This window comes from Cylindrospermopsis sp. CR12 (assembly GCF_001432185.1).
GTDB lineage: Bacteria > Cyanobacteriota > Cyanobacteriia > Cyanobacteriales > Nostocaceae > Raphidiopsis > Raphidiopsis raciborskii.
On sequence record NZ_LMVE01000126.1, the window covers coordinates 69,499 to 87,919 of the forward strand.

The 18,421-nt window shown below is 39.1% G+C and carries 13 protein-coding genes; 4 read left to right on the forward strand and 9 right to left on the reverse strand.

Annotated elements, in window-relative coordinates:
• Positions 1-19: 19 nt before the first annotated feature.
• From ASL19_RS14440 to ASL19_RS14455, 4 genes are all read right to left on the reverse strand, one after another.
• A complete protein-coding gene (locus ASL19_RS14440) occupies positions 20-1,477 on the reverse strand; it encodes a DUF2157 domain-containing protein (protein WP_057178866.1) in 1,458 nt (485 codons plus the stop codon).
• Between the two features lie 162 nt (positions 1,478-1,639).
• Positions 1,640-3,319 carry an NAD+ synthase gene (locus ASL19_RS14445; RefSeq protein ID WP_057178867.1) on the reverse strand — a complete coding sequence of 560 codons (1,680 nt, stop codon included), beginning with the start codon at positions 3,317-3,319 and terminating at the stop codon, positions 1,640-1,642.
• 50 nt (positions 3,320-3,369) lie between these two features.
• The gene (locus tag ASL19_RS14450) at positions 3,370-4,116 is read right to left on the reverse strand and encodes an NUDIX domain-containing protein (protein WP_057178868.1); all 747 of its coding nucleotides are present in this window, start codon (positions 4,114-4,116) and stop codon (positions 3,370-3,372) included.
• A complete protein-coding gene (locus tag ASL19_RS14455; protein ID WP_057178869.1) occupies positions 4,116-4,688 on the reverse strand; it encodes a nicotinate-nucleotide adenylyltransferase in 573 nt (190 codons plus the stop codon). Before ASL19_RS14455 ends, ASL19_RS14450 begins: the two co-directional genes overlap by 1 nt.
• A gap of 343 nt (positions 4,689-5,031) precedes the next feature.
• Between ASL19_RS14455 and ftsH the strand changes: the two genes are divergently transcribed.
• A complete protein-coding gene (gene ftsH, locus ASL19_RS14460) occupies positions 5,032-6,939 on the forward strand; it encodes an ATP-dependent zinc metalloprotease FtsH (RefSeq protein WP_057178870.1) in 1,908 nt (635 codons plus the stop codon).
• Between the two features lie 404 nt (positions 6,940-7,343).
• Here ftsH and ASL19_RS14465 read toward each other — a convergent pair whose 3' ends face one another.
• The 3 genes from ASL19_RS14465 to ASL19_RS14475 are packed head-to-tail and all read right to left on the reverse strand — an operon-like array spanning position 7,344 to position 10,602.
• Positions 7,344-8,291 (reverse strand): RsmB/NOP family class I SAM-dependent RNA methyltransferase, encoded by a 948-nt coding sequence (locus ASL19_RS14465; protein ID WP_057178871.1) that lies wholly within the window; start codon positions 8,289-8,291, stop codon positions 7,344-7,346.
• Between the two features lie 3 nt (positions 8,292-8,294).
• A complete protein-coding gene (locus ASL19_RS14470; RefSeq protein WP_057178872.1) occupies positions 8,295-9,404 on the reverse strand; it encodes a sensor protein KdpD in 1,110 nt (369 codons plus the stop codon).
• A gap of 34 nt (positions 9,405-9,438) precedes the next feature.
• Positions 9,439-10,602 (reverse strand): hypothetical protein, encoded by a 1,164-nt coding sequence (locus tag ASL19_RS14475; protein WP_057178873.1) that lies wholly within the window; start codon positions 10,600-10,602, stop codon positions 9,439-9,441.
• Between the two features lie 170 nt (positions 10,603-10,772).
• On the opposite strand from ASL19_RS14475, the gene smc reads away from it, so the two are divergent.
• Complete coding sequence (gene smc, locus ASL19_RS14485; protein WP_057178874.1) at positions 10,773-14,354, forward strand: chromosome segregation protein SMC; 3,582 nt, start codon at positions 10,773-10,775, stop codon at positions 14,352-14,354.
• Between the two features lie 16 nt (positions 14,355-14,370).
• Here smc and ASL19_RS14490 read toward each other — a convergent pair whose 3' ends face one another.
• Positions 14,371-15,255: a ParA family protein gene (locus ASL19_RS14490; RefSeq protein ID WP_057178875.1), complete on the reverse strand. Its 885-nt coding sequence runs from the start codon at positions 15,253-15,255 to the stop codon at positions 14,371-14,373.
• Positions 15,256-15,375: 120 nt separating this feature from the next.
• Entirely contained in the window at positions 15,376-17,373 is a 1,998-nt protein-coding gene (uvrB, locus tag ASL19_RS14495; protein WP_057178876.1) for an excinuclease ABC subunit UvrB, read from the reverse strand.
• A 170-nt stretch (positions 17,374-17,543) separates the two neighbouring features.
• Between uvrB and ASL19_RS14500 the strand changes: the two genes are divergently transcribed.
• Together ASL19_RS14500 and psb34 are read left to right on the forward strand one after the other, a co-directional pair.
• The gene (locus ASL19_RS14500) at positions 17,544-17,897 is read left to right on the forward strand and encodes a hypothetical protein (RefSeq protein WP_057178877.1); all 354 of its coding nucleotides are present in this window, start codon (positions 17,544-17,546) and stop codon (positions 17,895-17,897) included.
• Between the two features lie 158 nt (positions 17,898-18,055).
• On the forward strand, positions 18,056-18,235 hold the full coding sequence (gene psb34, locus ASL19_RS14505) for a photosystem II assembly protein Psb34 (protein ID WP_057178878.1): 180 nt from the start codon (positions 18,056-18,058) through the stop codon (positions 18,233-18,235).
• Positions 18,236-18,421 lie beyond the last annotated feature (186 nt).

Consider the following 18,421-nt stretch of genomic DNA (forward strand, 5'->3'; position numbering starts at 1 on the left):
GGTAAGTTAGTTGAATTGACTATTTTTTCACTGTGCGTTCCTGTAATCTCCCTTCAAACCAAAGACCAGCAGAAATCAAACCAGATCCACAGATTACGAATACTAAGGATCTAAATAATAAGTCAGTGTCATACTCTAAGATCCGACTAATAATTTGCAAAATTAATAACATCATGCCACACCAAAAAGCAATTCTGCTACTCAACTTTAATCCTTCTTGAATTAGTCCCCAGGATAAAGTAAACAACAGAGAATTAAAAATGAAAATTCCCAATTCTGGAATTCGACCAATACCCTGATGCCAAAAGGGAATGATCACAATGAAACCTAGAAAAATGCCAATGACAGTTAAATTGAAAAATGCTTCCCGACGGTTAGGATTATTCCGATGACGGAAGAGGAATAACCATTGAATAAATACCAAACCACCAATAATTCCTAAATCAATAATAGATAAGGATTGAAACCCAGTGGAGAAATTATTGAAGGAACTAGAGGAATTACCAAAGTCCAAGGATTGCCATTGCCAACGAAAGGATAAAAGGTAAAATACCACAGCAAAACAACCTAGGGCAAAATGGCGAGCTATTCCCTGAAATAACCTGTAGTTGACCGTGGGAAACAATAAATCATCATAACTCCAAAATAGGGCGGGTGGTAATGCTAAAGCAAAAGAAGCTACCCACGGAAAAACATCTGAAGAAGTTAATAGTGGTAAAGGTTGAAGATTATATTGCAGGGAAAACGTAAAGGCGATCGCTGCTAGGATAAAAATTATCCGTGAACGGCAAATATAAGCTAATGGAACAAACAATACCCAGGAAATTAAAGGGGTATGTCGAACAGCTAATTGGGCCCAATTTAAATCACCACCAGTGAAATTGCCATCAGTTACAGAAAATTCTCCAAGTCCCAACCAATAGCCAATTTGTAATAGCAAAATAGCCAAAATTCCTAAGGAATTAATACAAAGGCTATAGGCCATGATCAAAACACCAAAACCCCAGGCTAAAAACAACTGTGTGGGTGAACCACTAATATTAAATATTTCTGCCATCAACACTAATGTTGCTCCTAAGATTAGGCTACTCATTACTAGTAAACCTTCCCCTAAAAAGCGTTTACCAGGTTTAGATTTTTTATCTTCTCCCTTTTTTTCCCGACTTAGGGTTGGTTCTCTCCAAGTGAAAAATCCAGTAATAGCAGTGGATAAAAATAGACTCATTAACAGGATAAATTTCACTTCCCTAGACCAGGTTTGCCAATTTGCTGCTAGGAAAATAACTATACCCAAAATCAGCAATAAACCACCAAAAGCAATAGCTATCAACCCAGAACTTTCTTTAGCAGATCCTTCTATTTTTTTGAATTGATGACGATCAGCAATTTGTTCATATTGGGAAGAACTGATAATTCCTTCATCGCGCCAACGTTGTGCTTCTTGGCGTAACTGTCGCGCAAAGTTATCTAAAATCATGACCTCTGTACTAGGGGTGAGTTTGTCAAGAATACCCAGAGATTTACCCCTAAGACCATTATGTTAAACTAGTATGTGGTCAATCACCCTAGCAATATTGTTCTGGTGTAACAGTTTATTAATTAGTTCATAAATTTTATGCTTGTGTGAACTTGCAGTGACCTAAACCTTTTGTGCAGCAATGGGCATTCTCCAACCCGTACCAAAAGCTCTATCGGTAATTTTCAGTCCCGGTGCTGCTTGTCGACGCTTAAATTCCGATCCAGCAACTAGCTTGATTACCCGATTTACAGTCCCTAAATCATGACCTCCAGCTATTATTTCCTCTACTGATTGATGTTGATTGATTAAACGCTGTAGAATATCATCCAGAATATTATATGGTGGTAAGGAGTCTTGATCGGTTTGACCAGGCTTGAGTTCTGCACTAGGAGGCTTGGTCAAAATGTTTTGGGGAATGACCTCTTGTTGATTTTGACCATTCAACCAATTACAAATAGAATAAACGCGGGTTTTTGGCACGTCCGCAATTACTGCTAAACCTCCATTCATATCACCATAAAGGGTGCAGTAACCAACAGCAATTTCTGATTTATTACCGGTGGATAAAAGCAGGTAACCAAATTTATTGGATATTGCCATCAATAGAACACCTCGAATACGAGACTGAATATTTTCTTCAGCAATTCCAAATTCTGTACCTGTAAATAATTCAAATAAGGTATGGTCAAAACTTTTCATTAATTCACCAATGGGCAAAATTTGGGTTTTAATCCCTAAATTCTGCCCTAATTTGAGAGCATCGCTAACAGAATGTTGGGAACTATAGGGTGAAGGCATTAACACGCCTAAAACATTTTCTTTGCCCAATGCAGCAGTAGCAATAGCAGCAACCAAGGCTGAATCTATACCACCACTTAAACCTAAAATCACCTGAGAAAACCGACATTTTTTCACATAATCCTTCACCCCCAAAACTAAAGCGTGCCAAATTTCCTCATCCTCTGATTCATAGATAGGAGTAATCAGATTTTGGTCTGAGTCGGAAGCCAACTCCACCTCTTTTGTATGTTGATTGAATTCTACTATGAGAAAATCTGGAGTAAAACCCTGACCTCGATATAGAATTTCACCTTGGGAGTTGACAGCAAAACTGTAACCATCAAATATTAAATCATCATTACCACCAACTTGATTAGTGTAAATTATAGGTTGCTGAAAGTTTACAGCGGTATGTTTTAACATTGCTTCTCTGGTTTTCTGTTTACCAACTGTATAAGGAGAAGCAGATAAGTTGACTATTAAATCTACCCCCACAACCGATAAATCAGCAATGGGATTTACCGCGTAACACTTTTTGCCCCAAAATTCTTCATCATTCCATAAATCTTCACATATAGTTACACCAATGTTAACACCATCTAATGTAAAGTAGTTGGGGTTTAACCCAGGCTCAAAGTAGCGTTTCTCGTCAAAAACATCGTAGGTAGGTAATAGTCTTTTGTGAAAATATTGTTGAATTTTCCCCTTTTCTAACCAAGCGACACTATTAAATAAATTTTTACCCCCCCTGGTGTGATGTTCTCCATTCCGAACCACAGTTCCTACCAAAACTGCTAGATGAGGTGGTAAATTTTGAGCCAGTTCTTGTAAGCTCATATCCATGGCTTCCACAAATCCAGGATTTAAGAGTAAATCTCTTGGTGGATAGCCACATAGAGAAAGTTCTGGTGTTAATAATAAACGTACATCATTTGCTTGGTATGCAGTTTCTAGGATTTTTTGACAATTTCCTTTTAGGTCACCAATGATGGGATTTAGTTGGGCAATGGCTATTTTCATAGTGGTAATTTCAGTAATATAAACCTGGTAGTTAAAAATCTAAATCAATACTAAATAAATACTAATGGTTTATCCTTAAATGGTGCAAATGCTTGGGCATCAAACTTATATAAACTTGCAGGACGACCAGCTCCCCTACAAACCTTACTTCCTGTATCTAATAAGAAACCGAGTTTTAACAACCTGGCTCTAAAATTAGAATAATCAGAAAAGTTGTCTCCTAAAACTGTTGTGTATAACTGATATAACTCATTAAGGGTAAAGGTTTCTGGTAATACATCAAACGCCACCGGACTATATTCTAATTTATTTTTCAGTCTTTTGTGCCCATAGTTAATGATTTTATCGTGATCAAATGCCAATTCTGGTATGTTTTTCACGGGATGCCACGCAGTACCAGCAACTTTATTAGTGATTAATTCTGCTTCTTCAAATCTCACTAAGGCAAAATAACTTACTGACAAGTAACGTACCCCATAACTGTTGCTTTTTTCCCTGGGATCTCTATGTGGACCGCCAAAGGTGTATAGTTGATCTAAGTATAAATTACTTACCCTAATTTTTTCTGCCATAATTCTGTAAGCAGCATCCTCTAGGGATTCACCCTGACGTACCAAAGTACCAGGGAGACTCCAGAAATTCAAAAATGGCTCTTGTTGTCGCATCACCAATAAAACCAACAGACGATTTCTGGCAGTATCTACGGAGAAAATCACATTATCAACACCTACCTTAAAATTCGCTAAACTCCCTTGAGATATGGAATTTGTACAAGTTGTTTGATTACTTAATAGCATTAAATGTATAACCTCTCACGATTAATATAGGCAATTACAGGAGCTGTGAGAGTTTGTAGATTTTTTTGTTGACGAAAATTGGTTGATGACACATCTAAACCTTTAGTACTGGCGATCGCCATTTTTCCCCCTAATTGTCTAATTTTATGTAAACTAGCGTCTTCTATAATATATCCAGGTCGAGGAATCACCAATAATTGGACTTGTTGTAGCAAGTCACTAATTCTATACCACCTGGGTAATTGGTTAACTAAATCAGAACCAATTACTAAAGTATACTTCACATCATTTCCCCATTTTAATTTTGCCTTTTCTAGGGTTTCTAAGGTGCGCCAACTACTCAATTCCTGTGCTAATATAATATTATTTAATTTATCTAATGGGGGCTGAATATCAGAAATTAACAACTGCAACATAGCAGCACGATGTCCCAAGGGTGTCTGCTGTTCTTTAATAGGGTTATCCGCAGCCCAAACCGCTACCCAATCATAATTTTCAGATAGCCATTTGATAATTTTTTGATGTCCAGCTGTGGGTGGATCTGCACTTGTGCCAAATAATGCGATATTCATAAATTTAAGGTACGATATCTAATAAATAGGTCTCTACAATTTGGATTTGCTGTAAATGAGATTCAGCTTTCAACAGCGTTTATCGGTAAATACAAACATAACCTTGAGGTAAACGGATTATTAGCTGATAAAGGTCGGTCAGCAAGCTATAATCTTGAGAGTACAGATTTAATTCTCGATTCCCATAACCATAATCTGTATTGATAAAGGTGGTCATATGCGCATGTAAATGTTGACAAAATTCCCCGATTTGGCTCAGTTGTTTATGGTAGCTTTCACCATAAATAATGTCAAGTCCCCAGTTGTTAACAGGTCACCGAGAATGGATTGGAGTAGGTTTTAAATGGTAAATACTATGACGACAAATACTGGTAGAAAAACATTGGAAAAACCCTGGTTAAAAAAGGTTCCAGCCAAAAGATTTGCTTGGACTGGAGTATTAGTAGCCACGATGATTATGCTACCAGAAATTGTGGGTAGTCCAGTCTTGGCACAAAAAATTGGGCGTAGTAATTCTTTATCTTATGGACAGCTACTACAGAAAACTAAAGCAGGCCAGGTTAAAAGAGTAGAAATTGATGAAGGTGAACAAATAGCTAAGGTATATTTGGTCAGTCATAAACCTGGTACAGCGCCCATATCAGTGAGACTGTTAGATCAAAATAGTGAGTTAATCAGTAAACTCAAGGAGAAAAAAGTTGAGTTCGGTGAGATTTCCACAGCTAGTAGCAGAGCAACCATTGGTTTACTAATCAACTTGATGTGGATTTTGCCACTGTTAGCCTTGATTATGTTATTGCTGCGACGTTCTGCTAGTAGTTCCAACCAGGCATTGAATTTTGGCAGATCTCGGGCCCGGTTTCAAATGGAGGCTAAAACCGGGGTGAAATTTGATGATGTAGCTGGAATTACTGAGGCTAAGGAAGAACTACAGGAAGTAGTGACATTTTTACAACAACCGGAAAAATTTACTGCTGTGGGGGCAAAAATTCCCAAGGGTGTACTATTGGTTGGACCACCGGGAACTGGTAAGACCTTATTGGCAAAAGCCATTGCTGGGGAAGCATCTGTGCCATTTTTCAGCATTTCTGGCTCGGAATTTGTGGAAATGTTTGTGGGTGTGGGCGCTTCCCGGGTGCGAGACCTGTTTAAAAAGGCTAAGGAAAATGCTCCCTGTATTATCTTTATTGATGAGATTGATGCTGTGGGTAGACAGAGAGGAGCAGGTATTGGTGGTGGTAATGATGAAAGAGAGCAAACCCTAAATCAGTTGTTAACGGAAATGGATGGTTTTGAAGGCAATAATGGGATTATTATTATTGCTGCTACGAACCGTCCCGATGTGTTGGATTCTGCCCTGTTACGTCCTGGTCGTTTTGATAGACAGGTAATTGTAGATGCGCCAGATCTAAAGGGACGTTTGGATATATTGGCAGTCCATGCTCGAAATAAGAAATTAGACCCCACCATTTCCTTAGAGGAAATTGCCCAACGCACCCCCGGTTTTACTGGTGCAGACCTGGCTAATCTGCTCAATGAAGCAGCTATTTTGACAGCTAGACGGCGCAAGGAAGAAATTACTATGCTGGAAATTAATGATGCTGTGGATCGGGTTGTAGCTGGTATGGAAGGTACAGCTTTAGTTGATGGCAAAAGTAAACGTTTAATTGCCTACCATGAAGTGGGTCATGCCTTGATTGGCACTTTAGTTAAAGATCATGATCCTGTACAAAAGGTTACTTTGATACCAAGGGGTCAAGCTTTGGGTCTAACTTGGTTTACACCTAATGAAGACCAGGGTTTAGTATCTCGCTCTCAAATGTTAGCTCGCATTATGGGAGCTTTAGGGGGGCGTGCTGCTGAAGAAATTGTCTTTGGCAAAGCGGAAGTAACTACTGGTGCAGGTAATGACTTACAACAGGTGACAACTATGGCTAGACAAATGGTGACCCGATTTGGTATGTCCGATCTCGGTTTGTTATCTCTCGAGACCCCCAGTCAAGAAGTGTTTTTGGGGAGAGACTGGGGAATGAAATCAGATTATTCTGAGCAAATTGCTGCCAAAATTGATGTTCAAGTCAGAGACATTGTTAGTAACTGTTATGCCAAAGTAAAAGAACTGTTGCAGGAAAATCGTATGACTATGGACCGCTTAGTTGAAATGCTGATGGTGGAAGAAACCATTGATGGAGATTTATTCCGTAATATTGTCGAAGAGAATAAGTTTGATAAAATACCAGTAATTCTATAATACAGGCGATCGCATGGGGATCCGTGCGATCGCCATGTTTATTGTACAATTTTAGGAAAAATAAACAATCAAACACAGAGACGTTAAGGTGAACGTCTCCGTGAGTGTGGCAGTATCGAGTACATTTAACCTAGGTGATTATCAGTGTTTGAGGCATTCGGTAGCAATTGTATCTTATCTTGATCTCTCCGGATAATCTACATCGACAAGATGTAAATCATCCCGCTGAGTAAAGTCAAAGCGATACAAGGAATAGATTTGCAGTGTTTGTTGAGTCATAGGTTTAGCACCAAAATGTTTCTTACATTAAGTTGTTATTTAGCTCTTCTCATTTTTCATCTCCCACCCGGAATAGTTACTGAAAAATTATAAAAAATTATGCGATGCGATCCATCAGATAGTTGCTAGTACCACACACTTGCGGATAGGATTTCATCTCCAACAAGTTGTGCTGGATTTCCCTCAGTTATGTTTTTAAATAGCACTGTAAATGCACCAGCACCCAAACCCTCCTGGGGAAACATTCGATAACAGGGAATAGTGGTTAAATTAGACCTGTAGGGAGAAAGAGGACTAACTTCTACAGGTTTAAATTGGGGAAATCGCTCTAGAAACCATGTACAAACTTGTTCATTTTCTTCTGGAGAGTAGGTGCAAGTCATATAAACTAAATAACCTTGGGGAGCAACAATCCCAGCGGAATTAGCAATAATTCGTTTCTGACGATTGGCATTTTTATTAATTACTGTCTGGTGAAAACATCCGGGAGCTTTCTCTCTCTTTGCTAGTAAGGACTGACCGCTACAAGGTGCATCAACTATAACTAAACTCATAGATTGTTTCAGCATTTGAGCTAAAACGCTAGTATCTCGATTAAGTACGCAACCAGGTTGAATTTGACAACGCTTTAAATTAGATATTAGCATTCCTAGTCGTTTACCAATTAATTCGTTACTAAAAATTAAATCCGGTTGTAATGCTTTCCACGCAAAGATACTTTTACCTCCAGGTGCGGCACATACATCTAATACTAAAGGAATAGGTTGCTTTATAGTTAATAATACAGATGCTGCAAATATAGAAGAAAAGTCTAAACAGTAAAAAGCTCCTGCTTGATGGAGAGCATGTTGACCAGGTCTTTCCCCCACTTGTAGACGATCTACAAATTTGGGTTGCCATGATGTTGGTGTCTCCGTGGTGAATGGCGGTGTTTCTGGAGGATTTTGACACCAAAGGATAGAAGGTGAAAAGGGTTGGGGATGAACTAAAGCTGCTATAAATTTTGCCTCTTCATCAGGGTTATCAAATAAACGATGGGCAAGTTTTAGTAATAAATTAGAAGGTTGTTCCATTCTCTATTCAGCAATAATATGTAAATCAATATTTTGATTGCGAATCAAGTCTACAAGTCGCTGGGTAAAAGAGCCTTTAAACCATCTTTGCCAGCGAGGTTGTTGGCTTTCACCAATGACAATTTGGGTAATGTGATACTTAGCCGCGATTCGAGCAATTTCTCGAGCAACATTTTGACTTTTGACATGCAAAAATTCACCCCCAAATTCCCTACATAATTTCTCACAAGTATCAATATGACCAGCTTCTTTCTTACTGAGGAATTGCTCCGGATCTGACACAAAAATCCCATATAGTTTTGCATTCATGTAATTAGCAATGCGGGCACCTCGACGGAGTAACTGTAGTGAATTAGAATAAGTAGAAACACAAACTAGGACCCGTTCATGAATATTACAACTAGATGGTTCCAGACTAGAAGTGTTTGCTTCTTCTTCAACCGTATCCGCTACTTCCCGCAAAGACAACTCTCGTAGAGCTATCAAATTGCGACGCTGGAAAAAATTTTTCAAAGACTGCTCAACTTGAGTCCGGGGGTAAATTTTCCCTTCACGCAATCGTTCCTCCAAAGTTTCTGGAGTAATATCAATCACCACAACCGCATCAGCTTCATCAAGCAGGCGATCTGGAATCCTTTCTCTGACCACAATACCAGTAATTCTCGCCACTATGTCATTTAAACTTTCTATGTGCTGAATATTAACCGTGGAGTAAACATCAATTCCACTCTCTAAAATTACCTCCACATCCTGATATCGTTTTTCCCGTGGAGATCCGGGGATGTTAGTATGGGCCAGTTCATCAATTAAAACTAACTGGGGAGAGCGATCCAATATGGCATCTGTATCCATTTCTGTAAGAGTTATGTTCTCCTTGACCATGACCTTTTTAGGAATCATTTCCAGTCCAGTGGCTTTTTGAGCAGTCTCTTTGCGTCCATGAGTTTCTAAAATGCCAATAATGACATCAATCCCCTCTTGTTTGAGTTGATGTGCTTCCTCCAGCATTTTATAAGTTTTACCCACACCGGGAGCCATACCAATAAAGATTTTATGTTTTCCTCGTCGGTGAGGGGTAGCATAATAACTATCAGGATCTTGTGTAGTTGGCATAATACACCACGGATTCACCCGATCCTAATATACTCTAATATCTAAAGATTGCTGCTATTTTTGTTCCTCTAGGCATGTCCTTACCCTTTAAGGTATAAACATTGCCACCGTTTAACATAGTGTGTATGGCAGCAAAATCCAACATATCCTGATCATCTACCTCTCGTTTTGTGTGTAAATCCACACTCATGTTTTCAGGATGGAATTTTCCCCAGTTTTGATCATCTATAGAAACTAATAGGGAATTTACCCTGCGAAAATAGGCCGCACTGACAATCTCTTTCACATCACTGGTAGCCATATTACTACCTTCTCCCGCTAATTGCTCGTACAGTTCTAAGGTAGCTATTGTATCTTGTTGAAATAGGGGAGAAACTATTTGCCACCCCGCCTCATGTAATTTATCCAAGTTGATAATTTCCACATTACCACTAATGCTTTCTGTTAATAAGTAAGGATAACTATTTGCTGCTTGATAAATAGGAAAAAGATACTCTACTCCTGCTAGAATTAAAGGTGCTTTCTCATCTCTTAGTCTATGGTGTAAAGCCTGATCTATGGCATAACAAAATTGTAAAATATCTCTTTCGTGTTTTTCTCGATCTGGACTACCTTGTCCATGAACTGATCCTGGGTGTTCAGCTGCTGATGCTCCCCCTCTGGGTATACCCACTCTGTGTTGTACACCTTTTTGTAATTCGTCTTCCAGGAGAATTTCTTCTAAACGGTGGGGCATATTTTCTACTACTAACTCCTGTAAACTATGTCCCGTGCCAACAAATAATTTCACATCTTTTTGACTCAGACCTAAAATATAGAACTTACCATCGTTATTAATAAAATGCAGTAGAGGTTTCAGATGAAATTCTCTATTGACAACAACTAATTCAGGAAATTCACTGGGTAAACAATAGTAGCGAAACAAGTTGGGACTAATAAAAATTACCAGTCCTTGATTTTGGTGTTCCCAAAAATCAATTGTATCTAATTCTATAGCCGGTTTCAGCAAATCTAAAACTTCTGTGTGTCTGATACCTAACGCTTCTAAATCTTGTTGGGCTTGGCGAATTAAATTTTTAAAGCGAATAGGGTTTTGACGAGTCTCTGCCCCAGCTTTTTGAGTTGGCATGTATAGGGATACGGATGGAGACTGGGAATTTTCCACTAAGTTTTTGAGTTCGTCCAGGGATAATGTCATAGGTTGAAAGAAAACAGCGGAGAAGATATGTTCATTTCAACTGCTTCTATGATGGATTTGCATCTTTCTCCAGGGAGGTGGAGAAGATCAAACTTAAAAATCCAGGAGTCTGTTATAATTATCTGGTGGTTAAATACTCCAATTAAAACCAGTTGAGTTACACCTAAATAATGGTGCATATTAAGCGGGTTGAACTTACTAATTTTAAATCCTTCGGTGGTACAACTTCTGTCCCCTTGCTACCGGGATGTACCGTCATTTCTGGCCCTAATGGTTCAGGTAAATCCAATATTCTGGACGCTTTACTATTTTGCTTAGGACTATCCAGTTCTAAGGGTATGCGTGCTGATAAACTACCCGATCTAGTTAACAACAATCAAACTGCTAAAGGGCGCAATTCTGTTGAAGCCATTGTAACCGTCACCTTTGATATCTCTGATATGGTGTCACCCCCAGAGGTTACAGAGGAAGTTACACAAAACGGACAGGAAAATAAATCTCCTACCTTAACACAATGGAGTGTGACTCGACGTTTACGGGTCAATTCCCAGGGTAGTTACACCTCTAACTATTACATTAATGGCAGTTCCTGTACTTTGACGGAATTACATGAAGAGTTAGAAAGATTAAGAATTTACCCAGAGGGTTATAATGTGGTGTTACAGGGTGATGTCACCAGCATTATCTCCATGAATGGGAAAGAACGACGGGAAATTATTGATGAGTTGGCTGGTGTTGCAGCGTATGACAGAAAAATCAACCAAGCTAAAGGGACTCTGGAAGAAGTTAAGGAAAAGGAAGACAGCTGTAGAATTATTGAAGGTGAGTTAATTGCACAGCGAGATCGTCTATACCAAGATAAACTAAAAGCAGAGAAATACCAGCAAATTAAAAAAGAGTTGCAAGAGAAACAGTCCTGGGAATTGGTTTTAACTTGGCGCTCTCTCCAGTCCAAACAGGAACAATTGGCTACGGATATTCAAGCTGGAGATGCAACATCTAATCAACTGACTGGGAGTTTAACTCAAACTAATCAAAACATCCAAGACCAAAATAGCCAATTGGACCAACTGAATATCCTCGTTAAATCCCTAGGGGAAGATCAGCTTTTGGCAGTTCAATCTACCCTTGCTAATCAAGAAGCTGAACGTAAACAACTATATAGACGACAAAATGAAATAGCATCCCATTTACAAGAGACAATCAAAAAACTCCATCAAACCCAAGGGGAAATAGAAGAATACCAGGCTGTTTTGCAACAAAATCAACAAGAATACTCTTTAGAGGGTTCAACTTTAAGCCATCACCAACAGGAACGTGAACAAACAAGGGCACAGTTAGAATCTTACCGTCAAGTTGCGGCGGAAATTGCTACTGCTTCTGAACACTGGGTACAACAACAGTCGTCTGTTAATCGTCAAATTGAGACTTTGCTACAAACCGTAGAACCTCAAAGAACGGAACAAACCCAATTAAGAGAGAGAAATTTTCAGTTACGGGAACTAATTCGGGAACAATCAGAGCTTTTGAGTGTTTTAGAACCACAATTAGCTCAAAAACAAGCGGAATGCCAGGAATTAACCCTTGAGTTTAATAGTTCTACCACACCAATTGAGAATCTGGCAACTAAACTAGCAGCTGCAGAGCAGGAATTACAAATCCAACAGGATACACAAAAGCGACTGTTACAAGAACAGCGGGAAAAACAAAGACTTTTGGATAAACTGGAGGCCCAAACTCAAGCACAACAAGAAGTACAAGGAACTCAAGCCAGTAAGGTCATTATTCAGTCTGGTTTACCAGGATTATGTGGGCTGGTGGTGGAATTGGGCAAGGTTGATTCCCGCTATCATCTAGCCCTAGAAACCGCTGCAGGTGCAAGACTAGGTCATATTGTGGTGGAAGATGAACGTGTGGCTTCAGCAGGAATTGAATTGTTAAAACAAAAACGTGCCGGTAGAGCTACCTTTTTACCTTTAAATAAAATAAAAGCTTCTAAATTTACTCCTGATTTAACTCTTCGTTATGTTGATGGTTTTGTCGAATATGCCATGAACCTGGTAGAATGTGATGACCGCTATCAGGAGGTATTTAAATATGTTTTTGGTAATACGGTGGTTTTCAAAACTTTGGAACAGGCCAGAAACCAATTAGGACTATATCGAATCGTCACCCTGGGAGGGGAATTATTAGAAACTAGCGGTGCGATGACAGGTGGTAGTCAGACTCAACGCTCTGGTTTAAAGTTCGATACTGGAGAGGGTAAGGAATCAGAAGAACTCATTAATTTAAGAACTAGATTGGCAGATATTGATAGGGTTTTAGAACGTTGTGCGGAAGCTATAGTCACTTTAATCCCTCGCAGCAAACAACTGGGATTAGAATTAACAGAAGCTAGACAAGGACGTAGAGAGCAACAGTTGTATTTAGAGCAGCTCAAGAAAGAAGTCCATAACTTGCATGGACAAGTGGAAACTACCCGTTTACAATTCCATCAAAATACGGAGAAAGTCAATTATGCTCAAACCCGGTTAGAAATTTTAGATCGGGAACTGCCAACTCAAGAAGAACAATTGCAACAATTACGACATAATCTGGCGGAATTGGAAGCCTCCCAAACCCCTAGGGAATGGCAAGAAATCCAAACTACCATTAGAAGTTGGGAGCAACAATTACAACAAAAAGATAACACTGTCAGGGAGATGGAGCAGACACTGCAAAACTTGGGGAATCAACAACAGCGGTTAGAAGAGAAAATTAGAGAAGCCCAAATGCGAGTTGGGGAATATGAGGGTGACCAGATCACTCTAACTAATCAACAGTCCGCAGTTAACCATCAAGTTGAGGAACTAACCCAAGAAATTATCCATATCCAATCCAGATTAAGGGAAATTGAGGAGAATCTAGGTGACGAGAAGAGGAAAAGAGATAGGACAGAGCAAGAATTAAGGGATATGATCCTATCCCAGCAAAAATTACAATGGGAAATTGAAAAACTGCAACAGACTCAAGAGAAACGACGCGAACAGTTAACCGAACTACACGGTCAACTGCAAACTCTGGGAACAGAATTGCCCAATCCCATACCAGAAGTACCTGATAAGGTGGACTTGGAAGATTTACAAAAGGAGCTGCGCAGTTTGGGTAGAAGATTACAGTTAATGGAACCAGTTAATATGTTGGCATTAACTGACTATGAGGTAGTTGAGGGAAGAGTAAAAGAGCTAACAGAAAAGCTAAATACTCTACAAGCAGAGAGAACAGAACTGTTATTAAGGATTGAAAACTTTACCACACTACGTCAAATTGCATTTAAAGAAGCCTTTGATGCAGTTAATGAGAATTTTCAATCAATTTTTGCCACCCTATCAGATGGGGATGGATATTTACAACTTGATAATCCGGAGGATCCTTCTAATAGCAGTTTAAACCTGATTGCCCATCCCAAGGGTAAACCTGTGCAGCGTTTGGCTTCTATGTCCGGGGGAGAAAAGTCATTGACAGCGCTCAGTTTTATTTTTTCCCTCCAACGTTATCGCCCATCGCCATTTTATGCCTTTGACGAAGTGGATATGTTCTTAGATGGTGCTAATGTTGAAAGATTGGCGAAAATGATTAAACAACAAGCAGAACAAGCACAGTTTATTGTGGTCAGCTTGCGTCGTCCTATGATAGAGTCTGCCCAAAGAACAATAGGTGTAACCCAAGCCAGAGGTGCTTACACTCAAGTTTTAGGCATTAAACTACAATAGCCCATGACCTATGTAGTTACAGACGGCGTAGCAGCTCTTCAGTTAAATGAATAAACGCCTTAGATCCAGATGAACTAGGATTCAATAAGGTTACAGGCATAAAACTATCAACTGCCTTAGCCACATTCACATCAACAGGGATTTGTGCTTGACAAATAGTTTCTACACCAAAATCTTCTACAACTCTGTGCATGACTTGTTTATAATATCTACCAGTTAACATATTGGTATTACACATGCTAAATACAATACCGAGCATTTGGATATTGATTTTGGCCTCATGTTCATGACTATCCTTCAACTTAGCAATACGTCTTTCCAACAATTGAATACCGACAACAGAAAGAGGTTCAGGTTTAGCAGGGAGCAAATAAAAATCGCTAGTGGCCAAAGCACTACGAGTCATCAGGTTATAACCAGGAGCACAATCTAAAAGAATAAAATCATATTGGTCACGAACAGGTTGTAAAATATCCCTAACTAAGACCCTTTCAAAACGATTCCAAATAGTTTCAAAATCTCGTTCTTCCAGAGCTACAGCTTGATTGTGTAACATTTCAGAAACTACAAATTCATCATATAGGTCAATGTCTCCTGGTAAGAGACTCAAACTTGGTAGCTTGCACAATTCGGGCTCAATGACATCATGAATTTTGTATTCAGGTTGAGGATCAGGATTAATTACCTCATCTAATAAATATCTCAGGGTTTTTCTTTGTTTACGACGTTTGGCAAAATCTCCCGGTGACATTAGACTCAAGGTCGCACTGATTTGACTATCTAAATCAAGAACCAGCACCTTTTTACCATGATGTTTAGCCAAGCAAGTTGCCAAATTAACAGTCACCGTAGTTTTACCTACTCCTCCCTTCATATTTGCAGTTGCAATGACATATCCCATTGTTTAGTTCCTCAGCAGTTTAGAGTGATTTAGATTGATTATTTTTCCATAGCTTGAACCATTATGTCATATTCAGATGCAAATCCGGTACACAAAACCTAGGGATTTACCCGTGAACGTTCACTTACCCAGTATTTTATCCCTCAAGGACTTAATGCGATCGCGCAGTTTGGCAGCGTGTTCAAACTCCATCTTTTTAGCAGCATCGTGCATTTGTTTTTCTAGGGTAGTAATCAGTTGTGGAATCTCCTCCAAATTCAAATCATGCCATTGTTCATCCACCAGCTTTAAATCATTGGCATTTAAGCGTCGCGAAACATCTAAAAAGGAGAGAATAGAGTTACCAGATTTTTTAAAAACCGGTTGGGGGGTAATATTATGTATTTTATTATAGGCCATTTGAATTCCCCTTCTTCTATCAGTTTCTTCAATGGCTTTGATCATACTACCAGTCAAATTATCAGCATACATAATTACCTTACCGCGCAGATGACGTGCTGCACGACCAATGGTTTGAATTAAGGAGCGTTCTGCACGTAAGAAACCCTCTTTATCTGCATCCATAATTACCACAAGAGAAACCTCTGGCAAATCTAAACCTTCTCTTAATAAGTTGACACCTACTAAAACATCAAAACTGCCATTTCTCAAATCTTGTAAAATTTCAATCCTCTGAATGGAATTAATTTCTGAATGTAAGTATCTCACCCGAACGGATCTATTTTCTAAATATTCAGTTAAATCTTCTGCCATTCTCTTAGTCAAGGTAGTAATTAACACCCGTTCATTATTATCCACTCTCTCGTGAATTTCTCCCAACAAATTATCCACCTGTCCAGCTGTGGGACGAACGTAAATCTGTGGATCTAACACTCCTGTAGGTCGGATAATCTGCTCTACTATATTCTTACCCGAAACTTCTATTTCCCAATCGCCTGGAGTGGCTGAAACAAAAATACACTGAGACACTTTTTGCCAAAATTCCTCAGCTTTTAAAGGACGATTATCCCCCGCACTAGGCAACCGAAAACCATGATCAATTAAAACTTTTTTCCTGGCTTGATCACCATTATACATCCCCCGAATTTGGGGAACAGTAACATGAGACTCGTCAATTACTAATAACCAGTCCTGGGGAAAATAATCAATTAAACATTCTGGAGGTTCTCCTGCTTGTCTCCCTGCTAAATAACGGGAGTAATTTTCTACGCCGTTACAATATCCTACTTCTCTTAACAGTTCTATATCATAACGCGTCCGTTGATCTATTCTTTGTGCCTCAACTAATTTTCCTAATTCTTCCAATTTTAATTTATATGCTTTTAACTCATCAGAAATCTCTAAACAGGCAATTTCTAATCTCTCTTTTGGGGTGACAAAGTGACGTGCAGGATAAATACTTATCCTTTCTAAACTACTCATAATTTCTCCATTCACCGGATCCACATAACGTATGGCATCTATGTCATCACCAAAAAATTCCACTCTCACAATTCTATCTTCGTACGCAGGCCCAATTTCTATCACATCCCCACGAACTCGGAATTTACCTCGTCCAATTTCTATGTCGTTACGACTATACTGCACGGAGATTAGTTTCCTTATTACCTCTCTGGGATCTATCTCCATTCCTATTTCTAAAGTTATTGCTGCTTTTAAATATTCAGCAGGCATACCTAAACCATATATACAACTAATAGATGCTACAACTATCACGTCTTCCCTCTCAAACAAAGATCGTGTCGCAGAATGTCTCAGCATATCTATTTCACTATTAATAGCTGATGTTTTTTCTATATATGTATCGGTAACGGGAATATAGGCTTCTGGTTGATAATAGTCGTAATAACTGACAAAATACTCCACCGCGTTATGGGGAAAAAACTCCCTCAGCTCATTACACAACTGGGCCGCCAGGGTCTTATTATGGGCCAGCACCAGGGTGGGTTTGCCCACCTTCTCTATCACTGCTGCAATAGAAAAGGTCTTGCCCGTTCCCGTCGCACCCAGTAGAGTTTGATACCGCTGTTTCCCTTCAATGTTCTTAATCATTTGAGCGATCGCCTGGGGTTGATCTCCGGTGGGGGAAAAAGGAGCTTGAAGAGTAAATTGGGCCATAATCTGAGCGAGACAAGATAATTATATTGTAGCCGTTTCGGGGTAAACTTTAGTATATGAGGAAAAAAATACTTTTCCTTAACTATTGTAAAATCCACTTAACACAGTGGATGAATTTAGTTTATAAGCGCCTACTTGGATTCTGTTAATATCCTAAGGGAGATAAAAAAGTGGAAGAAAATCAACAAAGTAATACAGAGCAGACTGGTCAAGGAACAATTGTCATAGCTGGGGAACGTCCCATTGGTAGCAGTGGATTGCAGATAGCTGGAACAGTCTCCATTGCTGGTTTGCGTCCTATTAGCACCAGCACCTTACAAGTAGTGGAAACTTACAATGCACTAGGTATCCGCCCTATTGGTGCCAACACGTTTACTGTTGTCAATAGTATTAACCTATCCGGAATTCGTCCTGTTGGCTCTAGCTCCTTAGTAATTTCAGAGAACTACTCGGTTTTTGGCAATCGTCCCATAGCGTCAAATGAAATTGATGATTCTGGACTATTAATGGGTTTTCTCGACTAACCTAGCGGTGTAAATAGCTCAGTAAGACTTATAAGCTGAGCTATTACTTGCAATAACATAATCCAAGGTAACCTGATGTAAAGTTTTATGGAAAAATGTCAATTGAAATTATAATATTATGTAATCCCAAATAAAGAAATGTAACAAGGAATCATTTCATGCCATACACAACAGAAGAGGGCGGTCGGCTCAACAATTTTGCCCAGGAACCCAAGGTTTATGAAGCTGAACCTCCAACGGGTAAACAAAAACTGAATTATGTAATTTTAGGCGGACTCGGAGCACTTTTAATAGTTGGCGTAGTTTTTATTGCCTTCGCAGTGTCAAATCCTAGTTAGAAAACCATCTTTCTAAAACCTAAGCAGCTGATAAAATTCATAAAACTTAATATCCCTGACCATCAGGTTCTCATCTTAGGGGGAACCTGATTTTTTTATTCTTTGATAGAATTAAAGAGACTTTAAATATAAATAAGTACGCTTACTATGCTAAATTATCAAAAAACAGGTTAATGGTAGGGAAAG